Annotated in this window: 19 protein-coding genes; 14 read left to right on the forward strand and 5 right to left on the reverse strand. The window is 71.0% G+C overall.

Annotated elements, in window-relative coordinates:
- Positions 1–93: 93 nt before the first annotated feature.
- Positions 94–1578 carry an APC family permease gene (locus OHB01_RS32015; RefSeq protein WP_142652334.1) on the reverse strand — a complete coding sequence of 495 codons (1485 nt, stop codon included), beginning with the start codon at positions 1576–1578 and terminating at the stop codon, positions 94–96.
- A 160-nt stretch (positions 1579–1738) separates the two neighbouring features.
- On the opposite strand from OHB01_RS32015, the gene OHB01_RS32020 reads away from it, so the two are divergent.
- A complete protein-coding gene (locus OHB01_RS32020) occupies positions 1739–2311 on the forward strand; it encodes a MarR family winged helix-turn-helix transcriptional regulator (protein ID WP_142652332.1) in 573 nt (190 codons plus the stop codon).
- A 12-nt stretch (positions 2312–2323) separates the two neighbouring features.
- Here the strand turns inward: OHB01_RS32020 and OHB01_RS32025 are convergent, their stop codons facing one another.
- Entirely contained in the window at positions 2324–3019 is a 696-nt protein-coding gene (locus tag OHB01_RS32025) for a gamma-glutamyl-gamma-aminobutyrate hydrolase family protein (RefSeq protein ID WP_142652330.1), read from the reverse strand.
- 106 nt (positions 3020–3125) lie between these two features.
- Here OHB01_RS32025 and OHB01_RS32030 point away from each other — a divergent pair, with 106 nt between their 5' ends.
- Genes OHB01_RS32030 through OHB01_RS32055 form a run of 6 tightly spaced genes read left to right on the forward strand, consistent with a single transcriptional unit; the run spans position 3126 to position 9199 of the window.
- Entirely contained in the window at positions 3126–4580 is a 1455-nt protein-coding gene (locus tag OHB01_RS32030; RefSeq protein WP_142652328.1) for an aldehyde dehydrogenase, read from the forward strand.
- Complete coding sequence (locus tag OHB01_RS32035) at positions 4573–5514, forward strand: catechol 1,2-dioxygenase (protein ID WP_142652326.1); 942 nt, start codon at positions 4573–4575, stop codon at positions 5512–5514. Before OHB01_RS32030 ends, OHB01_RS32035 begins: the two co-directional genes overlap by 8 nt.
- Positions 5514–6359: a fumarylacetoacetate hydrolase family protein gene (locus OHB01_RS32040; RefSeq protein ID WP_189180335.1), complete on the forward strand. Its 846-nt coding sequence runs from the start codon at positions 5514–5516 to the stop codon at positions 6357–6359. The genes OHB01_RS32035 and OHB01_RS32040 overlap by 1 nt, the downstream gene beginning before the upstream one ends.
- A 16-nt stretch (positions 6360–6375) precedes the next feature.
- Entirely contained in the window at positions 6376–6564 is a 189-nt protein-coding gene (locus OHB01_RS32045; protein ID WP_067173231.1) for a ferredoxin, read from the forward strand.
- Between the two features lie 5 nt (positions 6565–6569).
- Positions 6570–7760: an NAD(P)/FAD-dependent oxidoreductase gene (locus OHB01_RS32050; RefSeq protein ID WP_185949110.1), complete on the forward strand. Its 1191-nt coding sequence runs from the start codon at positions 6570–6572 to the stop codon at positions 7758–7760.
- Complete coding sequence (locus tag OHB01_RS32055; protein ID WP_142652322.1) at positions 7757–9199, forward strand: aminobutyraldehyde dehydrogenase; 1443 nt, start codon at positions 7757–7759, stop codon at positions 9197–9199. Before OHB01_RS32050 ends, OHB01_RS32055 begins: the two co-directional genes overlap by 4 nt.
- A 17-nt stretch (positions 9200–9216) precedes the next feature.
- On the opposite strand, the gene OHB01_RS32060 is transcribed toward OHB01_RS32055, so the two are convergent.
- Together OHB01_RS32060 and OHB01_RS32065 are read right to left on the reverse strand one after the other, a co-directional pair.
- Positions 9217–10083: an alpha/beta hydrolase gene (locus OHB01_RS32060; protein ID WP_328709870.1), complete on the reverse strand. Its 867-nt coding sequence runs from the start codon at positions 10081–10083 to the stop codon at positions 9217–9219.
- Complete coding sequence (locus OHB01_RS32065; protein ID WP_142652318.1) at positions 10080–10673, reverse strand: TetR/AcrR family transcriptional regulator; 594 nt, start codon at positions 10671–10673, stop codon at positions 10080–10082. Before OHB01_RS32065 ends, OHB01_RS32060 begins: the two co-directional genes overlap by 4 nt.
- 259 nt (positions 10674–10932) lie before the next feature.
- Between OHB01_RS32065 and OHB01_RS32070 the strand changes: the two genes are divergently transcribed.
- From OHB01_RS32070 to OHB01_RS32100, 7 genes are all read left to right on the forward strand, one after another.
- Positions 10933–11766, forward strand: coding sequence for a CPBP family intramembrane glutamic endopeptidase (locus OHB01_RS32070; protein WP_328709869.1), 834 nt, complete (start codon positions 10933–10935; stop codon positions 11764–11766).
- The gene (locus tag OHB01_RS32075; RefSeq protein WP_147945261.1) at positions 11763–12917 is read left to right on the forward strand and encodes a sensor histidine kinase; all 1155 of its coding nucleotides are present in this window, start codon (positions 11763–11765) and stop codon (positions 12915–12917) included. The genes OHB01_RS32070 and OHB01_RS32075 overlap by 4 nt, the downstream gene beginning before the upstream one ends.
- Positions 12914–13573, forward strand: a complete 660-nt coding sequence (locus OHB01_RS32080; protein WP_142652312.1) for a response regulator — start codon at positions 12914–12916, stop codon at positions 13571–13573. The genes OHB01_RS32075 and OHB01_RS32080 overlap by 4 nt, the downstream gene beginning before the upstream one ends.
- Before the next feature lie 388 nt (positions 13574–13961).
- Positions 13962–15725 (forward strand): RICIN domain-containing protein, encoded by a 1764-nt coding sequence (locus OHB01_RS32085; protein WP_142652310.1) that lies wholly within the window; start codon positions 13962–13964, stop codon positions 15723–15725.
- Positions 15726–15886: 161 nt separating this feature from the next.
- Positions 15887–16912, forward strand: coding sequence for a LacI family DNA-binding transcriptional regulator (locus OHB01_RS32090; protein WP_142652308.1), 1026 nt, complete (start codon positions 15887–15889; stop codon positions 16910–16912).
- A gap of 414 nt (positions 16913–17326) precedes the next feature.
- Positions 17327–18541, forward strand: coding sequence for a lectin (locus tag OHB01_RS32095; RefSeq protein WP_328709867.1), 1215 nt, complete (start codon positions 17327–17329; stop codon positions 18539–18541).
- Positions 18542–18720: 179 nt separating this feature from the next.
- Positions 18721–20031 carry a PHB depolymerase family esterase gene (locus OHB01_RS32100; protein ID WP_328854423.1) on the forward strand — a complete coding sequence of 437 codons (1311 nt, stop codon included), beginning with the start codon at positions 18721–18723 and terminating at the stop codon, positions 20029–20031.
- Between the two features lie 64 nt (positions 20032–20095).
- Here OHB01_RS32100 and OHB01_RS32105 read toward each other — a convergent pair whose 3' ends face one another.
- Positions 20096–22477: a ricin-type beta-trefoil lectin domain protein gene (locus OHB01_RS32105; protein ID WP_260617516.1), complete on the reverse strand. Its 2382-nt coding sequence runs from the start codon at positions 22475–22477 to the stop codon at positions 20096–20098.
- Positions 22478–22547 lie beyond the last annotated feature (70 nt).

Consider the following 22547-nt stretch of genomic DNA (forward strand, 5'->3'; position numbering starts at 1 on the left):
GAAGATTCCCGCAGCAGGCCCCATACGGCAGGACCGCCCGCACCGCGATCGGTGCGGGCGGTCCTCGTCCGTCCGGGTGCGGCTTGGCCGCCGTCAGCCTTCCCGTACGGCGTCCGCGCCGTGGCCGATCCGGGCGTAGGTGCGCGGGCGGCCGGCCTTCAGATAGACGCCGTACGCGAGGCCGACGAGCCCGGCGATCAGCACGAGGCCGGGGATCAGCCAGTTCAGCACCGAGTCGGGCGGGGTGCCGAGCAGCGCGTCGAAGTTGACCACGGCGAGCACGAGCACGACCGCCAGCGCGGCCCCGGACAGCGCGGGCGCCACGACCCGGCTCCAGGCGCTCTCGCCGCGCCGCTCGCGCCGGAAGAAGCCGAGGACGGCGACCGAGGTGACCACCAGGAGCAGGATGACGCCGAGCGCGCCGAGGTTGGTGAACCAGTTGAACAGCGTGTTGGTCGGGTCGCCGCCGGACAAGCCGAACCCGATCACGACCAGCGCGGCGATGACCGTCTGGGTCAGCGATCCCAGGTGCGGCGAGCCGTGCCGGGGGTGGGCCAGGCCGAGCGCCTTGGGCAGCACGCCCTCGCGGCCGAGCGCGAAGAAGTAGCGGGCGACCGCGTTGTGGAACGACAGCAGGGCGGCGAACAGGGCGGTGACCATGAACGTCAGGGTCAGCGTGGCGAAGGCCGGCCCCAGCGTGTCGCCGCCGAGGACGAAGACGAGGTCGGGGCCGTGCTTTCCGGCGGCGTCGATGATGTTGCCGGCCCCGGTGCCCATCGCCATCGCCCAGGCGGTGAACGCGTAGAAGACGCCGATCACGGCGACCGCGATGTAGGTGGCGCGGCTGACCGTGCGGCGGGGGTCGCGGCACTCCTCGCTGTAGATCGCGCCGGACTCGAAGCCCATGAACGACGCCATCACCCAGCAGAACCCGGCCCCGACGGCGCCCGTGGTCAGCGCCCCCCAGGTGAACGGCTCGGCGGACAGCCCGGCCGGGGCCGAGGACACCTGGGAGATGTCGAAGGTGAGCACGGTGAGGCTCTCGCAGACCAGCAGGACGGCGAGGACCTTGGCGTTCAGGTCGATGCGGCGATAACCGAGGAAGGCGATGAGGGCGAGCGCCACGAGCGAGGTCACCCACCAGGGGATGTCCACCCCCAGCTCGGAGGAGATCAGGCCGGAGGCCGCGAAGCCGAACAGGCCGTACAGTCCGACCTGCATCGCGTTGTACGCCACGAGGGCCACGAACGACGCGCCGACCCCCGGCACCCGCCCGAGGCCCCGCGCGATGTAGGAGTAGAACGCGCCGGCGTTGGAGATGTGCCGGCTCATCGCCGCGTACCCCGCGGAGAACGTGGCGAGGACGGCGGAGAGGACGAGGTAGATGACGGGGACGCCGAGCACGCCCGACGTCGCGTAGCTCATCGGGAGCCCGCCGGCCGCGACGGTCAGCGGGGACGACGCGGCGACCACGAAGAAGACGATGTCCGGCACGCCGATGCGGCGGCGGGAGAGTTCGTGCGTGCCGGTTCCGCTCCAAGCGGTGATTCTTCCGGTGGCGATGGCCTCATCTGCCATGGAAACCTTCTCTCGGTGAGAGGACGGGTGAGGTGACCCGCGACCCGGTCACTCACTCCGCAAAGATCGTTTGAACCCGAACGACCTGCGGGTTTTCGCGGGATCGTACGTGTACAAATGAAGCTGACGCAAGAGTTGGACCCTGGAAGGGAGCCGGGACGTGCCCGCGCACTACTCGCTGTCCGCCACCGAAGAGGCGGTCAACCGCCGGCTCGGATCGATCCCGGTCAATCGCGAGGCGCTCGCCGCGGTCTCCAACCTCTACCGGGCGGCCACCGCCGTCCGGCAGCACCTGGAGAACTCCGCGCTGCGCGCGGCCGACCTCACCTGGAGCGCCTTCGTGGTGCTGTGGGTGGTGTGGATCTGGGAGGAGATCGAGACCCGGCACACCGCGGCCGAGGCGGGGATCTCCAAGGGGACGCTGACCGGCATCATCAAGACCCTTGAGGGGCGCGGCCTGATCGAACGCCGGCAGCATCCCGACGACGGCCGCCTCGCCCTGCTGCGGCTCAGGCCCGACGGGATCGCCTTGATGGAGAAGCTCTTCCCGGCGTTCAACGCCGAGGAGGCGTTCGTCGTCGAGGACCTGAGCCGTGAGGAGGCGCTGACCCTGGCGAACACGCTCCGCCGCATCGTCACCCACCTCGAGGAGAAGGGCGAGGAGCGGCGGGAGAGCCTGCACAGGGACACCCCCATGCCGCCCCGCCGCGGCGGCCGCCGCCGCGCGACCTGAGGACCCGGCCCCTCAGCGGCGAACCGCGGCGGCCTCGACCAGTGCGCCGAAGACGCGCTGGTTGACGGGGTCGGTCGCGGCGGTGTCCTCCGGGTGCCACTGCACGCCGAGGAACCATCCCCGCGGCTCGGTCAGCTCGGCGGCCTCGACCGTGCCGTCCTCGGCGTACGCGGCGGCCGTCAGGCCGTCCCCCAGGGACGACGCGCACTGGTGGTGGTAGCAGGACGCCTCGACCTTCTCCGCGCCGGTCACCTCGGCGAGCAGCGAGCCGGGCCGCACCCGCACCGGGTGCACGACGTGCCGGTGGTCGGGCTCCATGTGCTGGTGCAACCGGCCGCCGAGCGCGACGTTGACCACCTGGAGCCCCCGGCAGATCGCGAGCGTGGGCAGGCCGGTGGCCAGCGCGTGCCGGGCCGCCGCGAAGTCGAAGTCGTCCTGCTCGGCGTCCACGTCGTAGACCGCGTCGTGCGCCAGGCCCTCGCCGTACGCCGAGGGCGCGATGTCGCCGCCGCCGGGCAGCAGCAGGCCGTCGGCCACGGCCAGCCGGGCGGCGGCCTCGCCCGCGTCCACCGGGTGCATGAGGAACGGCTCTCCTCCGGCGCGGTAGACGGCGTCGGCGAGCGCCCTGGCCGTGACCACGGCCGCGTAGCGCAGCGCCGATGTGGTGGCGGCGAATCGGGACGGGATCGCGATGATCGGCCTGGCCATGCCATCTCTCCTCGAGACTTGTTTGCCTCCAAACGATAGCGTTTGTATTGACTCCTGAGCAGCCACGACTCTAAGTTGTTTGGTACCAAACGACTTGGAGGAGCGGATGGCGACTGTCGGGGATGTCACTGTCCACGAGGGCCACTGGATCGGCGGTGAACGGGTCGGCTCCGCCGCCGTGTTCGACGACGTGTCGCCCATCGACGGCCAGGTGATCGCGCGGGTGGCGCGGGGTGGCGCGGCCGAGGCCGAGGCCGCCGTGACCGCCGCGGAGAAGGCGTTTCCCGCCTGGGCGCGCACGAGCCGCGAGGAGCGGGCGGCGCTGCTGCACGCGATCGCCGACGGCGTCGAAAAGCGCCTGGAGCGGCTCGCGATCGTCGAGACGACGGACAACGGCGCGCTGCTGCGCTCGCACCTGCGCGGCGTGATGCCCCGGGTGGCGCACAACTTCCGATTCTTCGCCGACTGGCTGCTGAAGCTCGGCCACGACGACTTCGACACCCGGGGACACCGCAACCACGTCTCCTGGGACCCGGCCGGGGTCTGCGCGCTGATCACCCCGTGGAACGCGCCGCTCATGCTGGCCACCTGGAAGATCGCGCCCGCGCTCGCCGCCGGGAACACGGTCGTGCTGAAGCCGGCCGAGTGGTCGCCGCTGACCGCGTCGCTGCTGGCCGACATCACCGCCGAGGCCGGACTGCCCGACGGCGTGTTCAACGTCGTGCAGGGCTACGGCGAGGAGGCCGGCGCGCCGCTGGTCGCCGACCCCCGGGTGCGGCGCATCAGCTTCACCGGCTCGGTGCCGACCGCCCGGCACATCGCCGCCGCCGCGGCGGCCAACCTCACGCCGCTGTCGCTGGAGCTCGGCGGCAAGTCGCCGCTGATCGTGTTCGCCGACGCCGACCTCGACCTCGCCGTCGACCTCGCCGTCGAGCAGTACGACAACGCGGGCCAGGTCTGCCTGGCCGGCACACGGCTGCTGGTCCAGGAGGAGATCGCGGCCGAGTTCACCGAGCGGTTCGTCGCCAAGGCGAGCGCGCTGCGCCAGGGCGACCCGCGCGACCTGGCCACCGACATCGGCCCGCAGATCCACGCCGAGCACTTCGCGCGCGTCGACGGGTTCGTACGGCGGGCGATCGAGGCCGGGGCCGTCCCGGTGATCGGCGGCGGGCCCAACACCGACCTCGGCGGCCTGTACTACCGGCCCACGCTCTTCACGGACGTAGCCCCCGACAGCGAGATCGTCAACGAGGAGGTCTTCGGGCCGGTCCTCACGCTCCAGACGTTCCGCACCGAGGACGAGGCCGTCGAGATGGCCAACTCCACCAGGTTCGGGCTGGCCGCCACGCTCGCCACCGGCTCGCCCGAGCGGGCCGAGCGGGTGACCGGGCGCCTGGTCGCCGGCACCGTCTGGGTCAACTGCTTCTTCGTCCGCGACCTCCGCGCGCCCTTCGGCGGCTCCCGCCAGTCGGGCGTCGGCCGGGAGGGCGGCGACTGGAGCTTCGACTTCTACTGCGACGTCAAGAACACCGTCTTCGCACCGGGAGGCTGGAATGGGTGAGGTCGTCGGCGCGGGCATGCTCGCGCACGCCCCCACGATCATGCTGCCGCTCGAGGTCCGCAAGGAGCTCAACGAGGGCAAGGAGATCAGCATCGTCCCCGGGCTGCGCCGCCTGCGGGAGGAGGTCTTCGAGACCCTCGACTACGACACCGTGATCGTCTTCGACTCCCACTGGGCGACGACGGTCGAGTTCGTGGTCACCGCGCAGGACCGCCGCTCGGGGCTGTTCACCTCCGAGGAACTGCCGCGCGGCATGTGCCGCATTCCGTACGACTTCCCCGGCGACCCGGAGCTGGCCCGGCTGATCGCGTCGTACCAGGAAAAGCACGCGACCTGGATCACCGCGATCGACGACCATCACCTGCCGATCTTCTACGCGACCGTCAACCTGTGGAAATACCTCGGGGTCGAGGGCAAGCGGTGGATCTCCATCGGCATGTGCCAGACCGCGGAGACCGAGGACAACCTGCGGCTCGGCCGTGCGGTCGGCGACGCGATCGCGGCGAGCGACCGCAAGGTGCTGCTGATCGCGTCGGGGGCCCTGTCGCACGAGTTCTGGCCGCTGCGCCAGCTGCGCGCCCACGAGGCGAGCGACCCGGTGCACATCCGCAGGCCGGAGGCGCGGGCGGCCGACGAGGAGCGCATCGCGTGGATGCTCGCCGGCGACCACGGGCGCGTGCTCGACACGATGGACGAGTTCTACCGCTTCAAGCCCGAGGCGCGGTTCGGCCACTACCTGATGATGGCGGGCGCGCTCGGCGAGCACGACCTGACCGCCCCCGGCCGGCTCTACAGCGAGTATGAGAACGCCACCGGCACCGGCCAGGTGCACATCTGGTTCGACCGGCCCGAGGGCGGCTTCCCCCGGCCGCGGGCCACGGACGCCTCCAACGACCCCTACCCCTATCCGTTCCGCCTCGAAAGCGCCCGCTGATGGCCGAATATCGCAGGATTCTGCTCGACGGCGCGGCCGTACAGGTGCGCAGGGAGGGTGACGAGCTGGTCGGCGCGGACGGCCGCACGGTGGGCGTCGACGACGCCGTCCACCTGCCGCCGTGCGTGCCGTCGAAGATCATCGCGGTCCATCTGAACCACCGCAGCAGGGTCGAGGAGTTCATGACCTCGCTGCCGCCAGCCCCGACGTACTTCCACAAGCCGACCTCCGCGCTCAACGCGCACAAGGGCGCGATCGTACGGCCCGAGCGGTGCAAATACCTCAACTACGAGGGCGAGGTGGCCATCGTCATCGGCCGTACGGCCCGCAACATCTCCCCGGACGAGGCGGGCGACTACATCGCCGGCTACACGATCGGCAACGACTACGGCCTGCACGACTTCCGCGACACCGACGCGGGCTCGATGCTGCGGGTCAAGGGCTCCGACACGCTCTGCCCGCTCGGCCCCGGCCTGGTCACCGGCTGGGACTTCCACGGCAAGCGGCTGCGCACGTACGTGAACGGCGAGGTCGTGCAGGACGGCTCCACCGACGAGATGGAGTGGGACATGCACTACCTCGTCGCCGACATCGCCCGCACGATCACCCTCTACCCCGGCGACGTGCTGCTGTCCGGCACCCCGGCCAACTCCCGTCCGGTGCGGCCGGGCGACGTGGTCGAGGTGGAGGTCGAGGGCCTCGGCAGGCTGACCAACCACATCGTCCACGGGCCCGTCCCGATCCGCGACGACTGCGGCGCCCAGCCGACCGAGTCGGAGGAGGTCATCTCGACCGCCTTCGGCGGCGACTGGGAGTTCCGCGGCATCCGTCCCCCCAAGCGTTGACAAGGAGTTTCCCCCGATGAAGGTCATCGTCGACATGGACGTCTGCAAGGACCACGGGCAGTGCGTCTTCTCCGCCCCCGAGGTCTTCCAGATCAACGAGAACGGCCGGCTGGTCTACGAGGCCGAGCCCGACGAGTCGCTGCGCGACGCCGTCGAGGAGGCCGCCGACGTGTGCCCGCTGCAGGCCATCACGATCGAGGGCTGACCACCGTGGGGCAGCGCATCGTGATCGCGGGCGCCTCGATGGGCGGCCTGCGGGCGGCCGAGCGGCTGCGGGCCGCCGGGTTCGCGGGCGAGATCGTGGCGGTCGGCGACGAGCCGCACCTGCCGTACAACCGGCCCCCGCTGTCGAAGGAGGCGCTGGCCTCGGAGGTGACCCACGAGGCGCTGGCGTTCCGGCTCCGCCCGGCGGTCGCCGACGTGACCTGGCGGCTCGGCGTGCCGGTCGTCTCCGCCGACCTCGCCGCCCGTGCCGTACGGCTGGCCGACGGCACCGAGCTGGCCTACGACGGGCTGGTGGTCGCCACCGGCATGCGGCCCCGGCGGCTTCCCGTCCCCGGACCGGCGGCGGGCCGCCATGTCGTGCGCACGCTGGAGGACGCCCGCGCGCTGCGCGCCGAGCTCGGCCCCGGCGTGCGGGTGCTGGTGATCGGCGCCGGGTTCATCGGGTGCGAGGTCGCGGCCACCGCCCGCACGCTCGGCGCGTCGGTCACCGTCGTCGCGCCGGAGGACGCGCCGATGCGCCGCCCGCTCGGGGCCGAGCTGGGCGCGGCCCTGCGCCGCCGCCACGAGGCGCGCGGCGTCGCGTTCCTGCTCGGCCGTACGGTCAGGGCCTTCCTGGGCTCCGGCCGGGTGACCGGAGCCGAGCTGTCCGACGGCACCAGCCTCGACGCCGACGTCGTCGTCGAGGCGGTGGGCTCGGCCGCCAACACCGGGTGGCTGGAGGGCAACGGGCTCGACCTGTCCGACGGCGTGCTGTGCGACGAGGCGCTGCGCGTCGAGGCACGGCCGGGGGTGGTGGCGGTGGGCGACGTGGCCCGCTTCCCCAACCCCCGCTATGACGGCGTGCCGCGCCGGGTCGAGCACTGGAGCATCCCCACCGACACGGCAAAGCACGCGGCGGTCACGCTGCTGGCCGATCTCGGCCTCGGCGACCCGCCCGCCGGGCCGTTCGCCCCGCTGCCGACGTTCTGGAGCGACCAGTACGACCTGCGCCTCCAGTCGTTCGGAGCGCCCGTTTTGGGGGAGGACGACATCCGGGTGCTGGAGGGCGACCTCGACGGCGAGGTCGTCGTCGGCTACCACCGCGACGGCGAGCTGGTCGGGGTCGTGCTGGTGGGCATGGCCTCCGCCGCCGCCCGTTATCGCACCGCGCTCACCCGCGCCTCCGTGACCGTATGACCTGGGAGGAGACCGTCGTGGACACGTATCGCAATGTGATCGCCGGGGAGGCCCGCGACCCGGCCTCCGGCGAGTGGATGGAGCTGGTCGACCCCTCCACCGAGAAGGTGTACGCCCGGGCGGCCCGCTCGGGCGGCGCGGACGTGGACCACGCGGTCACGGCCGCCGCCGAGGCCGCGCGCACCTGGCGGCGGACCACCCCGGCCGAGCGTCAGCGGCTGCTTCTTGAGCTGGCCGATCTGATGGCGGACAACAGGGAGGCGCTGGCCGAGGCCGAGGTGCGGGCGACCGGCAAGCCGCGCGGCACCGCGCTGCGGGTCGACGTGGGCGGGGCGATCGACACCGTCCGCTATTTCGCCGGCGCGGCGCGGGTGCTGGAGGGCCTCGGCGCCGCCGAGTACGCCGAGGGGCACACCTCGTTCGTACGCCGTGAGCCGATCGGCGTCGTCGCCCAGGTGACGCCGTGGAACTACCCGCTGATGATGGCGGCCTGGAAGATCGGCCCGGCGCTGGCGGCGGGCAACACGCTGGTGCTGAAGCCGTCCGACACGACGCCCGGCTCGACCGTGCTGCTGGGCGAGCTGTGCGCCCGGGTGCTGCCGCCCGGCGTGGTCAACGTCGTGTGCGGCGACCGGGACACCGGCCGCACCATGGTCGCGCACCCCGGCGTGGAGATGGTGGCGATCACCGGCTCGACCCGGGCCGGCGCCGAGGTGATGGCGGCCGCGGCGAGCGACCTCAAGGACGTCCACCTGGAGCTGGGCGGCAAGGCCCCCGCGCTGGTCTTCGCCGACACCGATCTCGAGGCGACCGCACGCGGCGTCGCCGAGGCGGCGTTCTTCAACACGGGTCAGGACTGCACGGCCGTCACCCGCGTGCTCGTCGAGCGGCGCGCGTATGACGGGTTCGTCGAGGCGCTCGCCGAGGCGGCGCGGGCCCTCGCCGTCGGTGCCCCCGACGAGGGCGCGTTTCTCGGCCCGTCCAACAACGCCGCCCAGGCCGAGCGGGTCGCCGGGTTCCTCGACCGGCTGCCCGCGCACGCCCGGGTGGTCGCCGGCGGCGCCCGGCTCGGCCGTCCCGGCTACTTCTTCCCGCCGACCGTCGTCGCCGACGTACGGCAGGACGACGAGATCGTGCAGCAGGAGATCTTCGGCCCGGTCGTGACCGTGCAGCCGTTCGAGGACGAGGACGAGGCCGTCGCCCTGGCGAACGGGGTCGAGTACGCGCTCGCCTCCAGCGTGTGGACCAGGGACACCGGGCGGGCCATGCGCCTTTCCGCCGCGCTGGACTTCGGCGCGGTCTGGGTCAACTGCCACCAGGTGATCATCCCCGAGATGCCGCACGGCGGCTTCAAGCATTCGGGCACCGGCAAGGATCTGTCCCGATACGGCCTCGACGCCTACACACGCGTCAAGCACGTGATGATCAGCCACGCCTGACGTCTCCGCGAGCCGGATCAGGTGGTCAGCACCGTGCGGAGCAGCTCGCCGAACTCGGCGGGGTGCGTGCTGAGCCCGGTGTGCCCGCCGGGGAAGTGGACGAGGTCCAGGCCGAACCGCTCGGCGAGGAAGGCGGCGGGGCGGTAGGGCAGTTCGCCCCGCGAGTCCGCCCCCGCGGCGAGCACGAGCCGGTCCGACAGGGCCTCCAGGCGGTCCACGTCCGGCCGGTACGCCATGAAGCTCGGCACGATGCGTCCGAGGAAGTAGGGCATGTCGGCCATCGTCCGCTGCGCCCGTGCCGCCGCCTGCGGGGGAAGCTCGGTCGCCGCCCCGGCGTCGGCGGGCTCGGTGGCCGCCCCTGCCTGTACGGGCTCGGCGCCGGGCCGTCTCAGACCGGCCGCGAAGACGGCCGCCGCGGGCATCAGCCCTTCCCGGCGGAACGTGTCCTGGACGCGGGCGAGCAGCGCGCGGTGGTCGGCGGCGTCCGGCAGCACCTCCACCACCGGCGGCTCGTGGGCCACGACGCGTTCGATCCGCTCGGGATGGGTGGTGAGCAGGTGCAGCGCGACGATGGCGCCCGAGCTGCAGGCGGCCACGCGGGCGGGCGCGTCCGGAGACAGCAGCTCCAGCAGCCGAAGCGCGTCGTCGGCGTGCCGCTCGACCCGCTGCTCGGCCTCCGGGTCGTCCAGCGGGCTGCGGGACAGACCGCGCGGGTCGTAGGACGCGACCGTGTAATCGGCGGCCAGGGCGTCGGCGACGCCGTCGAAGGAGGCCGCTCCGCCCGTGCCTCCAGGGATCAGCAGCAGGAGCGGCCCCGCTCCGCGCACCTCGTAGTGCAGGGTGGCGCCGTCCACGCGCAGGTGGCCGATGGCGGGGCCGGTCATGCCGGATCTCCTTCGTCGCGCGTGGGCCAGCGCTCCAGGAGGGTGTGCAGGGCATCGAGGCAGCGGACCCAGGTGTCCTCCGCCGGGCGCGCGTGCGCGAACCCGCCCGCGGCCTCCAGGCTGGTGAAGCCGTGCAGCGTGCTGCGCATCAGCCGGACCGCGTCGGTCAGGTCGGGCTCCTCCAGCGCGTAGCCGCGCAGCATGCTGTAGGTCAGCTCGACGGCGCGCCGCGGGCCGGCCGCCTTCGCGGCGAGCTCGGGGTCGATCTGTATCGGGATCTGCGTCGCCGTGTATCGGCCCGGGTGGTCGTGCGCGTACTGCCGCCAGGCGTTGGCGTACGCCACCAGCGCGTCCTTCCCGGCCCGCCCGGCGGTCGCCTCCGCGATGCGGATGGTCTTCTCGTCCGCCGCCAGCAGCGCGATCCGCCCGCGCAGGTCCTCAAGGCTGCGGACGTGCGCGTAGAGGCTGGCGTCCTTCACCCCGAGTCGCCGCGCCACCGCCGACATGGTCACGTGGTCGAGCCCGACCTCGTCCGCCAGCTCGGCACCGGCGAGCGTCACCCGATCCGCCGTCAACCCGGCCCGCACCATGCGTATGCCGCCCTTCCGAAATGTTCCTAGGATCCCTAGATTTTTCCTTGGACCCCAAGGTTTCCGTACGCCGGCGCGGAGCGCAAGCGGTTATCGCGCTGACGGCTCGCAGGCTCCGGGGGCGATCTCGGGCCTGGTTGTCCCCCGTGCGAGCTACCGGCGAATGTCCACCGCGCGGTGACGACTCCCGGCCGCCGGATCTTTAGCGTTCTCGTCGTAGCCGCGGCGCCCCGGCCGCGGAATCTCCGAAGGAGTCGTCATGCGACTGTTGAAGCAGCTCGTGGCCGTCGCGGTGGTCGCCTTCGCCGGCGGCGCGCTCGTGGGCGCGGTGCAGGGAAACGCGTTCGTCACCCTGGTCCTCGGTCTCGCGACAGCCGTCCTCGCGGTGGTCGTGTACGCCCGGGTCGTGCGGTGGTCCGAGCGCCGCACGCCCGTTGAGGTGGCCGGGAAAGGCGCCGTCCCCGCGGTCGGCCGGGGGCTGCTGATCGGGGCCGGAATGTTCGCGGCCGTGATCGTGAACCTCGCCTTCCTGGGGTACTTCCGGATCGACGGCCTCGGCTCGGTGACGGGCGCGATCGGGCTGCTCGGCTTCATGGCCGCCGCCGCCGTGACGGAGGAGCTGCTCTTCCGCGGCGTCCTGTTCCGGATCGTCGAGGAACGGACCGGCACGTGGATCGCGCTCGGGCTGTCCGGGCTGGTGTTCGGCCTGATGCACCTGGGCAACGAACACGCCAGTCTGTGGGGCGCGATCGCCATCGCCGTCGAGTCCGGCGGCATGCTCGCCGCCGCCTACGCCGCCACCCGCACCCTGTGGCTGCCGATCGGCGTGCACTTCGGCTGGAACTTCGCCGAGGCCGGCATCTTCAGCGCCGAGGTCTCCGGCAACGGTGCGACGCACGGGCTGCTGAACAGCGTGACGTCGGGCCCGGCACTGCTCACCGGCGGCGACTTCGGGCCGGAGGCGAGCCCATACGCGGTCGTGTTCGGCGCGCTGCTGACGATCGTCTTCCTGTGGCTGGCCCGTCGTCGCGGCAACCTGGTCCCCCTCCGGCGGCACGCCCGGGCCGCCGCGGCCGCTACGCTCTCCCAGTGATCGATTTCCGGCGGGTCCCGGATCTGTGGATGCGGTTCGACGTCACGGTCCGGGATTCCTCGTTGGCGCTGTTCCTGGCCGCCACGTCACTTCTGCCGGCGGTGCGCAACTACGGGACGCAGCTCGGCGACCTGCCGACCCGCCCCCTGGACGCGGCGGCCGCCCTGGTGATCGCCCTGGAGTGCCTGCCGCTGGCCGTCCGCCGGCGGTGGCCGGCCGTCTGTCTCCTCCTGGTGTCGCTGGGCTTCGCCCTCGACCAGCTCCTCGCGTACCACACGGCGGGGGGCACCGCGCTGCCCATCGCGCTCATCAGCTCGGGCCTCCATCTGGAACGTCACCGGCGCGTCATCATGGCCCTGCTCTCCGCGGCGTACGTGCCGCTGGCGGTCGCGCTCGACCGGAGCGGCTCGCCCGAGCAACTGGACGGCTATGTGACGTTCTTCCTGGCGCTGGTCCTCGCATGGGGGGCCGGGGCCTGGCTGCGCTCCGCCCGGGCCGCCGAGGCCGAGGCCCGCCTCCGCGTCGCCGAGGCCACCCGCGCCGCCGAACGCACCCGCATCGCCCGCGAGCTCCACGACGTCGTGACCCATCACGTGACGGCGATGGTCGTACAGGCCGAGGCGGCACGCTATCTGACCGCCGCGCCCGAGCGTCTCGACGCGGCCCTCACCGCCGTCACCGACACCGGCCGGCGAGCCATCTCCGACCTGCGGCGCCTGCTCGACCTGCTCAACCCCGACCACGACAGCGACGTCAGGTTGCCGTCCGTCGGCGAGCTCCGCACGCTGGTGGAGCAGACCCGCCGGGCCGGGCAGCCAGTGGAGTTCACCGAGGAGGGCGAACCGGCCGAATCCACCGGCAGCGCCGAGTTCGTCGCCTATAGGGTCGTGCAGGAATCCCTGACCAACGCCCTCAAATACGCCCATGGCAGCCGCACCGAGGTCCGGGTGCGCTACGGCGAGAAGGAGATTTACGTGGAGGTCGGCACCGACGGCTCCGGCTCGCGGACCGGCGCCCCCGGTGGGAGCGGGCGCGGTCTCGCCGGGCTCCGCGAGCGGGTCGACGCTCTGGGCGGCGAGTTCAGCGCCGACCGGCAGGCGGGCGGCGGCTTCGTCGTACGGGCCCGCATCCCCGCGGGGAGCCCGTCATGACCGCGCCGGTCCGGGTCCTGGTCTGCGACGACCAGGCGCTGATCCGCACCGGGTTCGCGACGATCATCGACGCGCAGCCCGACCTCGAAGTGGTGGGCGAGTGCGGGGACGGCCGCACCGCGGTCGACCTCGCCCGGCGGCTGAACCCCGACATCGTGGTGATGGACGTGCGCATGCCGGTGCTCGACGGCATCGAGGCGACCCGCCTGCTGGCCGGCGCGGGCGTGGAGAATCCCATCAAGGTGCTCGTGGTGACGACGTTCAACCTGGACGAGTACGTGTACGAGGCGCTGCGGGCGGGAGCGAGCGGGTTCCTGCTCAAGGACGCCCCGCCGGCGCAGCTCCTGCACGGCATCCGCACCGTCGCAACGGGCGCCGCGCTGCTGGCACCGGAGGTGACGCGGCAGCTCGTCGGCAGATACGCGGCGCGGATCCGTCCGGCCGAGGGCACATCGGACGACGTCGCGCTGACCCCGCGCGAGCTGGAGGTGCTGCGCCTCATCGCCGACGGCCTGTCCAACAGCGAGATCGCCGCGACGCTGGTCATCAGCCAGGAGACCGTCAAGACGTACGTGTCGCGCATCCTCACCAAGCTCGGCCTGCGCGACCGCGTGCAGGCCGTGGTCTACGCCTACCGCCGGGGCCTGGTCACCTGAGACGCGTTATTGCGATCCGTCCGATAGCGCGATCTTTTGCCCGTCTGGAGTGGATATGTCTGCACTGATCCGGTGAGCACCTCGAACCGCCCCCGGCCCACACTCCAGGACTCTGATCTCCTGTCCTGAACGGGAACCCAACCGGCGAACCGATTCGAAACACGCCGCTGAACTGGGGGTTTCGCGCCTCGGCGACAGGAACCTCGCCAGGACCGGTCGCAGGACATATCCCGTTCATGTCTGCGATACACGCAATTGACATGCCTTCCCACGTGAATTTACGCTCATTGCGAATCGATTCGACATCGTCGCCTGCGTTGAGACCACCCTTCGCTTCACCCCGACCGCCGGACGGCGTGTTCCCCACCCCCCGTCGAAGGAGTCACGAGTGAACAGCACCTCACGTCGGCGGCGCGGCCGCCGCGGCCTGGCCGCCCTGTTCTCCGCCGCGGCACTCGTCGCCGCATCCGTCCTCGCGACCGCCGCACCGGCTCAGGCCGCCGACGAGTCCATCACCGTCGATTTCTCGGTCGCGGGCGGATCCCCGACGTACCGGGCGTCGGGGTGGATCTACGGCATGAGCGAGAACGCGGCCAACCCTCCGGACAACTACTTCACCGATGTGAAGTTCCGGTACATGCGCGCCGGAGGCGCCCAGCTCGACAGCCCCGGCGGCTGGGTGTCGGGCAAGTACGACCGCAGGTGGAACGCCACCCGCGCCCAGTTGCTGCGCACGCGGTCGCTCGGCGGGGAGTTCGTCCTGCTCGTGCACGACCTATGGGGAGCCGACGGCTACCCGATCTCCCGCTTCCCCGGCGACAACGGCGACTGGACCGACTACGACAACTTCCTGACCCGCCTGATCGACGACGTACGGGCGACCGGCGCCCCGGTCCAGTGGGACCTGTGGAACGAGCCCAACATCACCCTGTTCTGGAACCGTCCGCAGTCGCAGTATTTCGAGATGTGGAAACGCGCCTACCAGCGCATCCGTGCCGCGTTCCCCTCCCACCTGATCGTGGGCCCCAGCCTCGCGGGCGTGCCGTCCACCAGCGGCTGGTGGACGCAGTACCTCGACTACGTCAAGGCCAACAACGTCGTTCCCGACATCGTCAGCTGGCACTCCCTGCCCGGGGACCCGGTCACCAACGTCGCGACGGCCGACACCACGCTGAACTCCCGCGGCATCGCCCATCCTCGCCCGTACCAGATCAACGAGTACGGCGCCTCCAACGAGCAGAACCCGGCCGACGGCGCCTGGTACATCGCCCGGCTGGAGCGCGCCGGGGCCGACGGACTGCGCGCCAACTGGGCGGGCGGGAACAACCTGCACAACGACCTGGGCAACCTCCTCGTCCACAACTCCTCCGGCCAATACCAGCCCAAGGGCGAGTGGTGGGTCTACCGCTTCTACGGCTCCCAGACCGGGCAGATCGCCGCCGTCACCCCGAGCTCCAACTACGACGCCTTCGCCACCAAGGCGAGCGGGAACGCCAAGGTCCTCGTCGGCGGCGGACGCACCACCGGCACCATCACCGTCAACCTGCGGCGCCTGGACACCACCGGCGGCATCGTGCAGAACAACCAGGCCCGCGTTCTCGTCGAGCGCATCCCCTACAACGGCGGCGGCGCGGTCCAGGGACCGGTCACCGTCCAGGACACCGTGGTGACCCTGTCCGGCAACGGCACCACCGTCAACCTTCCGCACACCGCCATCGACGACACCTTCACCATCACACTCCTGCCGCCCTCAACCGGCGGGGGATCGACGTCGGCGTTCCGCAACGTCAACGCCGGCCGCTGCCTCGACGTGCCGAACCTGTCGCAGACGAGCGGCACCCAGCTCAACCTGTGGGACTGCAACGGCCAGACCAACCAGCAGTGGACGTACACCTCCTCCCGGCAACTGCAGGTGTACGGCACCAGGTGCCTGGACGCCGAGGGCGCCGGAACCGCGAACGGCACCAGGGCGATCATCTGGGACTGCAACGGTCAGGCCAACCAGCAGTGGAACGTCAACGCCGACGGCACCATCACCGGCGTGCAGTCCGGCCTGTGCCTGGAGGCGAGCAACTTCGGCACCGCGAACGGCACCAAGGTGCAACTGTGGTCCTGCACCGGCACGACCAGTCAGAAGTGGACCCGGAACTGATCGTCTTCCCCATGGGATCGAACCGATTCGGAGGACCGCGAATGAACGGATCGCGCACGTCACCGAGGTCGCGCGGACCGTGATCTGAGCCATGGTCGTCGATCCGTGCGCTCGATTCGACTTACGATGTGCATGTCGGTCGGACGAGGTGAGGAGCGCCGGTGAACATCGGGGAGATCGCCAAGCGGTCGGGTGTGGCGCGCAGCACCGTCTCGTACGCCCTCAGCGGCAAGCGCCCGGTGTCGGAGGAGACGCGCCGGCGCATCCAGGCGGTCATCGATGAGCTGGGCTACCGGCCCAACGCCGCGGCAAAGGCGCTCAAGGAGGGCAGGACCCACACCATCGGCCTGGTCATCCCGCCCGCCAGCCGCCGCCTGACCGACATGCAGCTCGGGTTCGTGGCCAGCGTCGTCGACGCCGCCGCCCACGCCGACCTGGACGTCCTGCTGTCACCCTCCGGGGGCGAGCACGACCGGTCGTTCGAGCGCGTGGTCGGCGGCAGACGCGTGGACGGGGTCATCGTCATGGAGATACGGCTGGAGGACGACCGGGTGACCCGCCTGCGGCAGGCCGGGCTGCCCTTCGTCGGCATCGGCCGCACCAGCCGGCCCGAGGAGATGTCCTGGGTGGACATCGACTACGAGAAGCTGATCGCCAACTGCGTCCACCACCTTGCCGACCTGGGTCATCGCCGCATCGCCCTGGTCAACCGCTCCGAGGAGCTGGTGGCGGCCGGATACGGCCCCGGCCACCGCGCGCAGGCCGGTTTCGCCCGCGCGATGGCCGAGCGCGGTCTCGACGGCGTGCAGACCTGCTGCGCCGACGACGCCCAGTCGGGGGTGTCCTGCGCCGAGCGGCTCCTCGGCGAGCATCCCGATCTGACCGCGATCGCCACCATCAACGAGGCCGCCACTCCCGGGATGTATCACGCGCTTGCCCAGGCGGGCCTGGTCGTGCCTCGCGACTTCTCCATCGCCGGCGTCGCGGCGCGGGACTGGGCGGAGAACCTGCACCCTCCGCTCACGGCCGCCGACGTCCCCGCGGACGAGCTCGGCGCCCGCGCCGTCGACATGCTCATCCGGCTGATCGCCGACCCCGCCACCCCCCACGGCCATCTCCTGGTCGCGCCGCCCATCTCCCTGCGAGGCACGACCGGACCCGCCCGCGCGCGCGGCCGCCGTTCCTGACGGCCGGACGCCGGCCCGCGCCCGCCACACGAAACATGCCCCGGCCGGACGCGGATCCTTTCCTGACCCTTCACGAGACTCCGGCCTGCCAGCTGGGCATTCTCGGATGACGTTTCCTCACCCCCGGCAGATCGGCGCTGCCGGCGCACAACCACCCGTCGATGTCGTGAAATTTTCACATCTGGCCGCTCGTGGTGATCGGGCCCGCCCTCGTCGCGGCAGATGAGGCGCATCGACAGCCCGGGGAGACCGGCCCGGGCCGACCGGGAGCCTTGACGCGGGGTCGGCCGTCGTATTTGCTCCGCCGCACCACCACCTACATCAACACCGAGAGAGGACAGTCCCGTAAAGCAAAATGTTAGCGCTAACAACCCGCTTGATCGTCGTCCTTCCCGCACTATCCCAGGAGCATTCATGAAGATCGCATCCCTTCTGCGCCTGGTCGGCGCCGCGTTCATCTCTCGCAACATGCTCGGCGGACACGCGGCGGCGGCGACCGCCCGTACGTGGAGACGCCTGTCGGCCGCGGCGCTGCTGGCCGTGAGCTTGGCGGTGGCGGGCACGCTGACGAGCCCGGGGGTCGCCGTCGCGGAGTCGAACGGCGGGGTGCGGGTGATGCCGCTGGGCGACTCGATCACCGAGGGCACGCAGGTGCCCGGCGGCTACCGGATCGGGTTGTGGCAGCGCCTGGCCTCGGGTCGCTACACGATCGACTTCGTCGGGTCGCAGTACAACGGACCGGGCAACCTGGGCGACCACGACCACGAGGGACACCCGGGGTGGCGGATCGACCAGATCGACGCGAACATCAACGGCTGGCTGCGCACCTACACGCCGCGCACGGTGCTGCTGCACATCGGCACCAACGACGTGCTGCAGAACTACAACGTGTCCGGTGCGCCGCAGCGGCTGTCCACGCTGATCGACCACATCACCGCGGCGGCGCCGGACGCCGACGTGTTCGTCGCGACCATCATCCCGCTGTCGAACTCCGGGCAGGAGGCCGCCGCCCGCAACTTCAACGCGGCGATCCCCGGCATCGTCCAGTCCAAGGCCAACAGCGGAAAGCACGTCCACCTGGTCGACATGCACAGCAGGCTGACCACCGGCGACCTCATCGACGGCATCCATCCCACCGCGAACGGCTACGACAAGATGGCCGCCGCCTGGTACGCCGCGCTTCAGTCGGTCGACGGCAGCATCGGCCAGCCCGGCGGCACTCCCAGCCCGACGCCGACCGCCTCCACGAGCGCCATCCGTGGCGTGGGGTCGGGGCGCTGCCTCGACGTCACCGGCGTCTCGCAGGCCAACGGCGCACAGGTGCAGATCTGGGACTGCAACGGGCAGTCCAACCAGCAGTGGACCTCCACCAGCGCCGGTGAGCTGCGCGTCTACGGCAACAAGTGCCTCGACGCGTACGGCGCGGGAACGGCCGACGGCACCAGCGTGATCATCTGGGACTGCAACGGCCAGAACAACCAGAAGTGGCGGTTCAACTCCGACGGCTCCATCACCGCCGTCGGCGCGAACAAGTGCCTCGACGTCCCCAACTACTCGACCGCCAACGGCGTCAAGCTCCAGATCTGGTCCTGCAACGGACAGGCCAACCAGCGCTGGACCCGCGTCTGACGGTGGTGTCCCGCCTTCGCCGTGGTGACCGCGGCGAAGGCGGGACGGCCCCGGCCGCACCCGTCACGGAGTCCGCCGGACGGCTGACTCCCCGACCCGACTGACGACGAGGAACCATGGTGATACGAAGGCTCAGAGTCTTACTGGCGGCCGCCGCCTTGCCTTTGGTGGTGGCGGGCATGCTCCTGGGGGTACGGCCCGCCGCGGCGGCCTCGCTGACCCGGGTGACCGGCTTCGGCGCCAACCCCACGAACCTGAACATGTACCTCTACGTGCCCGACCGGGTCGCGGCACGGCCGGCGCTGCTGGTGCTGGTGCATTACTGCACCGGATCCGCCGGCGCGATTTTCAACGGCAACGGGCACGACTACGTCACCGCCGCGGACCGGTACGGGTACATCATCGTGGTCCCCGAGGCCACCCGCAGTGGGCAGTGCTTCGACGTGTCCACCCCCGCCGCGCTCAGGCGCGACGGCGGGAGCGACTCCACCGGCATCATGTCGATGGTCTCCTGGGCGCGGCAGCGCTACAACGTCGACCCGAACCGGATCGTCGTGAGCGGCTTTTCCTCCGGCGCGATGATGACCAACGTCCTGGCCGCCGAATATCCCGACGTGTTCTCGGCCGGGGCGGCCTTCTCCGGCGTACCGGCCGGATGCTTCGCGACCACCGACGGCTCCCTGTGGAACAGCCAGTGCTCCGGCGGCAACCTCATCAAGTCCGCCCAGCAATGGGGCGACCAGGCCCGCGCCATGTACCCCGGCTACACCGGCCGCTACCCCCGCATGCAGCTGTGGCACGGCACCACCGACACCACTCTCGCCTACCCCAACTACGGCGAAGAGATCAAGCAGTGGACCAACCTGCACGGGCTGAGCCAGACCCCGTCCTTCACCGACCACCCGCAGTCGTCGTGGACCCGCACCCGCTACGGCGACACAAGCACCCAGGCCACCATCGAAGGCATCAGCATCTCCGGCGTCGGCCACCAACTCCCCATGAACGGGCAGCTCGCCTACGCCATCTCCTTCCTCGGCCTCGACAGCACCACCACACCCTCACCCTCACCCAGCCCCTCGGCGAGCCCTTCGCCCAGCCCCTCCCCCAGCCCGTCGCCGAGCAGCACGCCGTCGCCGTCGCCGTCACCATCACCGTCGCCCAGCGGAGGCTCGGGGGCGTGCCGGGTCAGCGCGACCGTCAACGCCTGGAACGAGGGCCTGACCGAGCAGATCGCCGTCACCAACACCGGCTCCTCCACCGTCAACGGCTGGTCGCTGACCTTCACCCTGCCCAGCGGGCAGACCATCACCAACGGATGGAACGCCACCTACTCGCCCTCCAGCGGACAGGTCACGGCGCGGAACATGAGCTACAACGGCACGATCGCGCCCGGCTCCACCACCGAGATCGGCTTCCAGGCCACCCACACCGGCAACGCCGGCAAGCCCACCGCGTTCACTCTCAACGGAAACCCCTGCACGGTCGCCTAGGTCGATGCGCGGCCCGGACTTCCGGGCCGCGCATCTCCCGTGCACCGCCAGGGCGGCCGTCAACTCAGTTGCGGCTCCACTGCTGGTTGCTTCCGCCGTTGCAGGCCCACAGGACGATCTTCGTGCCGTTGGCCGTTCCGGCGCTGTAGGCGTCCAGGCACAGCCCGGACTGCACACCGGTGACGGTGCCGTCGGCGTTGATGTTCCACTGCTGGTTGGCCCCGCCGTTGCAGTCCCAGATGACGACCTGGGTGCCGTTGCTCGTCCCCTGGCCGGAGGCGTCCAGGCACTTGTCGCCGTACACCTGGAGCTGCTTGCCGGAGGTGTGGATCCACTGCTGGTTCGCCCCGCCGTTGCAGTCCCACAGCGCCACCTGGGTGCCGTTGGTGTGCGACTGGTTGGGCACGTCCACGCACCGGCCGCTGGCCAGACCGCGCAGCGCGGTGCCGTTGCCCGGCGTGCCGCCGCCCGGGCCCGGGGTGATGGACAGGTTGTCGAACTGGGCGGTCTCGGTGGTGCTGGTGCCCACGCCGATCTGGCCGGCGCCCCAGGTGCCGTCGGTGACCGTGGCCACCTGCGTCCCGTCGATGCTCGCGGTGATCGTGCCGCCGGACAAGCCCAGGGCCAGGGTGTGCCAGCGGCCGGTGCCGAGGGCGGCGACGCTTCCGCTGCGGATCGTCGTCATCGCGTTGTCGACGTTGTTGCGGATGATCTGCCAGGCGCCGCCGTCGGTCACCCTTAGGTAGTAGGCGTTCAGTCCCTCGGGGCCGAAGGCGTGCTGGGCGCCCGCCCGGCCGATCAGCTCCACGTAGCCGCTCTGCTCCAGCAGCACGTCCGCCGTGACCGTGTAGTTGCTCCAGCCCAGATCGCCCAGCAGGGCGTACGGGTGGGAACCGCCGGTCCAGAGGATCGGCTGGCGCGGGGCCATCTGGCGCACGCATCGGCCGGAGCGGCCGCCGCCGCAGCCCACGATCTCGAACGAGCCCTGCATGTCCATCAGGTACTTCGCCTCACGCCCCACCGCGTAGGAGTCGAAGTCGTCGGCGTACGGCAGGGCCATCGAGCCCCGGGAGGGACTGGTGGCGGTGCCCTTGCCCTGACCCGTCGTGGTGGTGATCGAGTAGACGTACCCCGGCTGGACCGTCAGCGAGAAGGCGCCGTTGGACGGGTTGACGTCGGCGGCGTGGACGAAGTGGTCGGCGGAGTTGCCCGAGTTGAGGTTGGTCGCCCACACGTGCACCTGCCCGGTGGACAGCCCGCCGGTCACGGTGAAGTTCAGCGTCTGGGCGCTGGTGGCGTCCATCGTCTCGATGATCGTGCTGTAGTCGGACCCGCTGGGCGACCTCAGCGACACGTAGCTGCCGTTGTTGCGGTTGCCGCCGATGTAGCCGCTGGAAGAGTCCAGATACTTCCAGCCGGGAGCGGTGAACTGCGTGGTGTGGGCCATCACCCAGGTGCTCTTGCCGATGGCGTAGTAACCGGACCACGGCTGCGGCGCCACCGCCACGCCCATCGTGGCGAAGGGCAGGTTCGGAGTGATGGCGGCCATGACCGGCCAGTTGATGTATGCGGTCATCTTCCCGTCGATGTAGTCCCGGTTGATGCCCCTGGCCATCGCCTTGGCCCCGTCGTTGTAGTCGTCGGAGCCGTTCTCACTGGCCCACAGCACCTTCCCGGAGTTGATCGCGGTGGTGGAGCTGGGACAGCTCGACTGTGGTCCGCGGTAACCGCAGACGTAGTGCGACCCGAACACGTCCACCGCGTTGCGGAAGGCGGCGTTGTTCGCCGCGTCGTCGGCGACGCCGAACCCCCAGTCGTCGGATGCGACGATCTTCACGTTGCCGAAGCCGCGGGAGTCCAGGGCCGCGTTGAGGTTGACGTACCAGTTCAGATCGCGGCCCTTCTCGTTCCAGCCGCCCAGGTAGTCGATGGTCAGCCCGTGGCTGTTCTTCGCACAGCCCAGCCAGTCGACCAGGTAGTTGATGGTGTCCTGGGACCAGAAGTTGCCGTTGCCGAGCCAGCCCGGGGCGCCCCAGGCGAGACCCGCCAGCTTGATGCCGGGGTTGCGGGCCTTGGCCTGCTCCATCAGCCACCATTCGTAGCCGCGGTCGCAGTTCAGGTCGCCGGAGGTGTGCCGGTGGCTCGGCTCGGCGCCGTCGGTGGAGTTGGTGTCGCCGCCGATCTCGACCTTCAGGATCTGCATCGACGCGCCGTACCCGGGCTTGAACAGGTAGTCCAGGATCTGCGACCGCTGCGGCTCGGGGTAGTCGATCAGCAGGCGGCTGTTGCCTCCGCCGCCGCTGATCGCGCCGACACCGTCGAAGGTGCGGCCGCCGGAACCACCGTTGATCGTGATTCCGACCGCCGCGTGCGCCGGCGTCACGGCCACCAGGGACATCGCGACGGACAGGAGCGCGACCGCCACACTCATGGCGACGCGCGCCACGCTTGCTCTTCGCCGACTCATCGGGGTCCTTTCGAAGGGGGTAGGGCGAGATCGAACAGGGCGACCGGCC

Source organism: Microbispora hainanensis, from assembly GCF_036186745.1.
In the GTDB taxonomy this organism is placed as follows: domain Bacteria; phylum Actinomycetota; class Actinomycetes; order Streptosporangiales; family Streptosporangiaceae; genus Microbispora.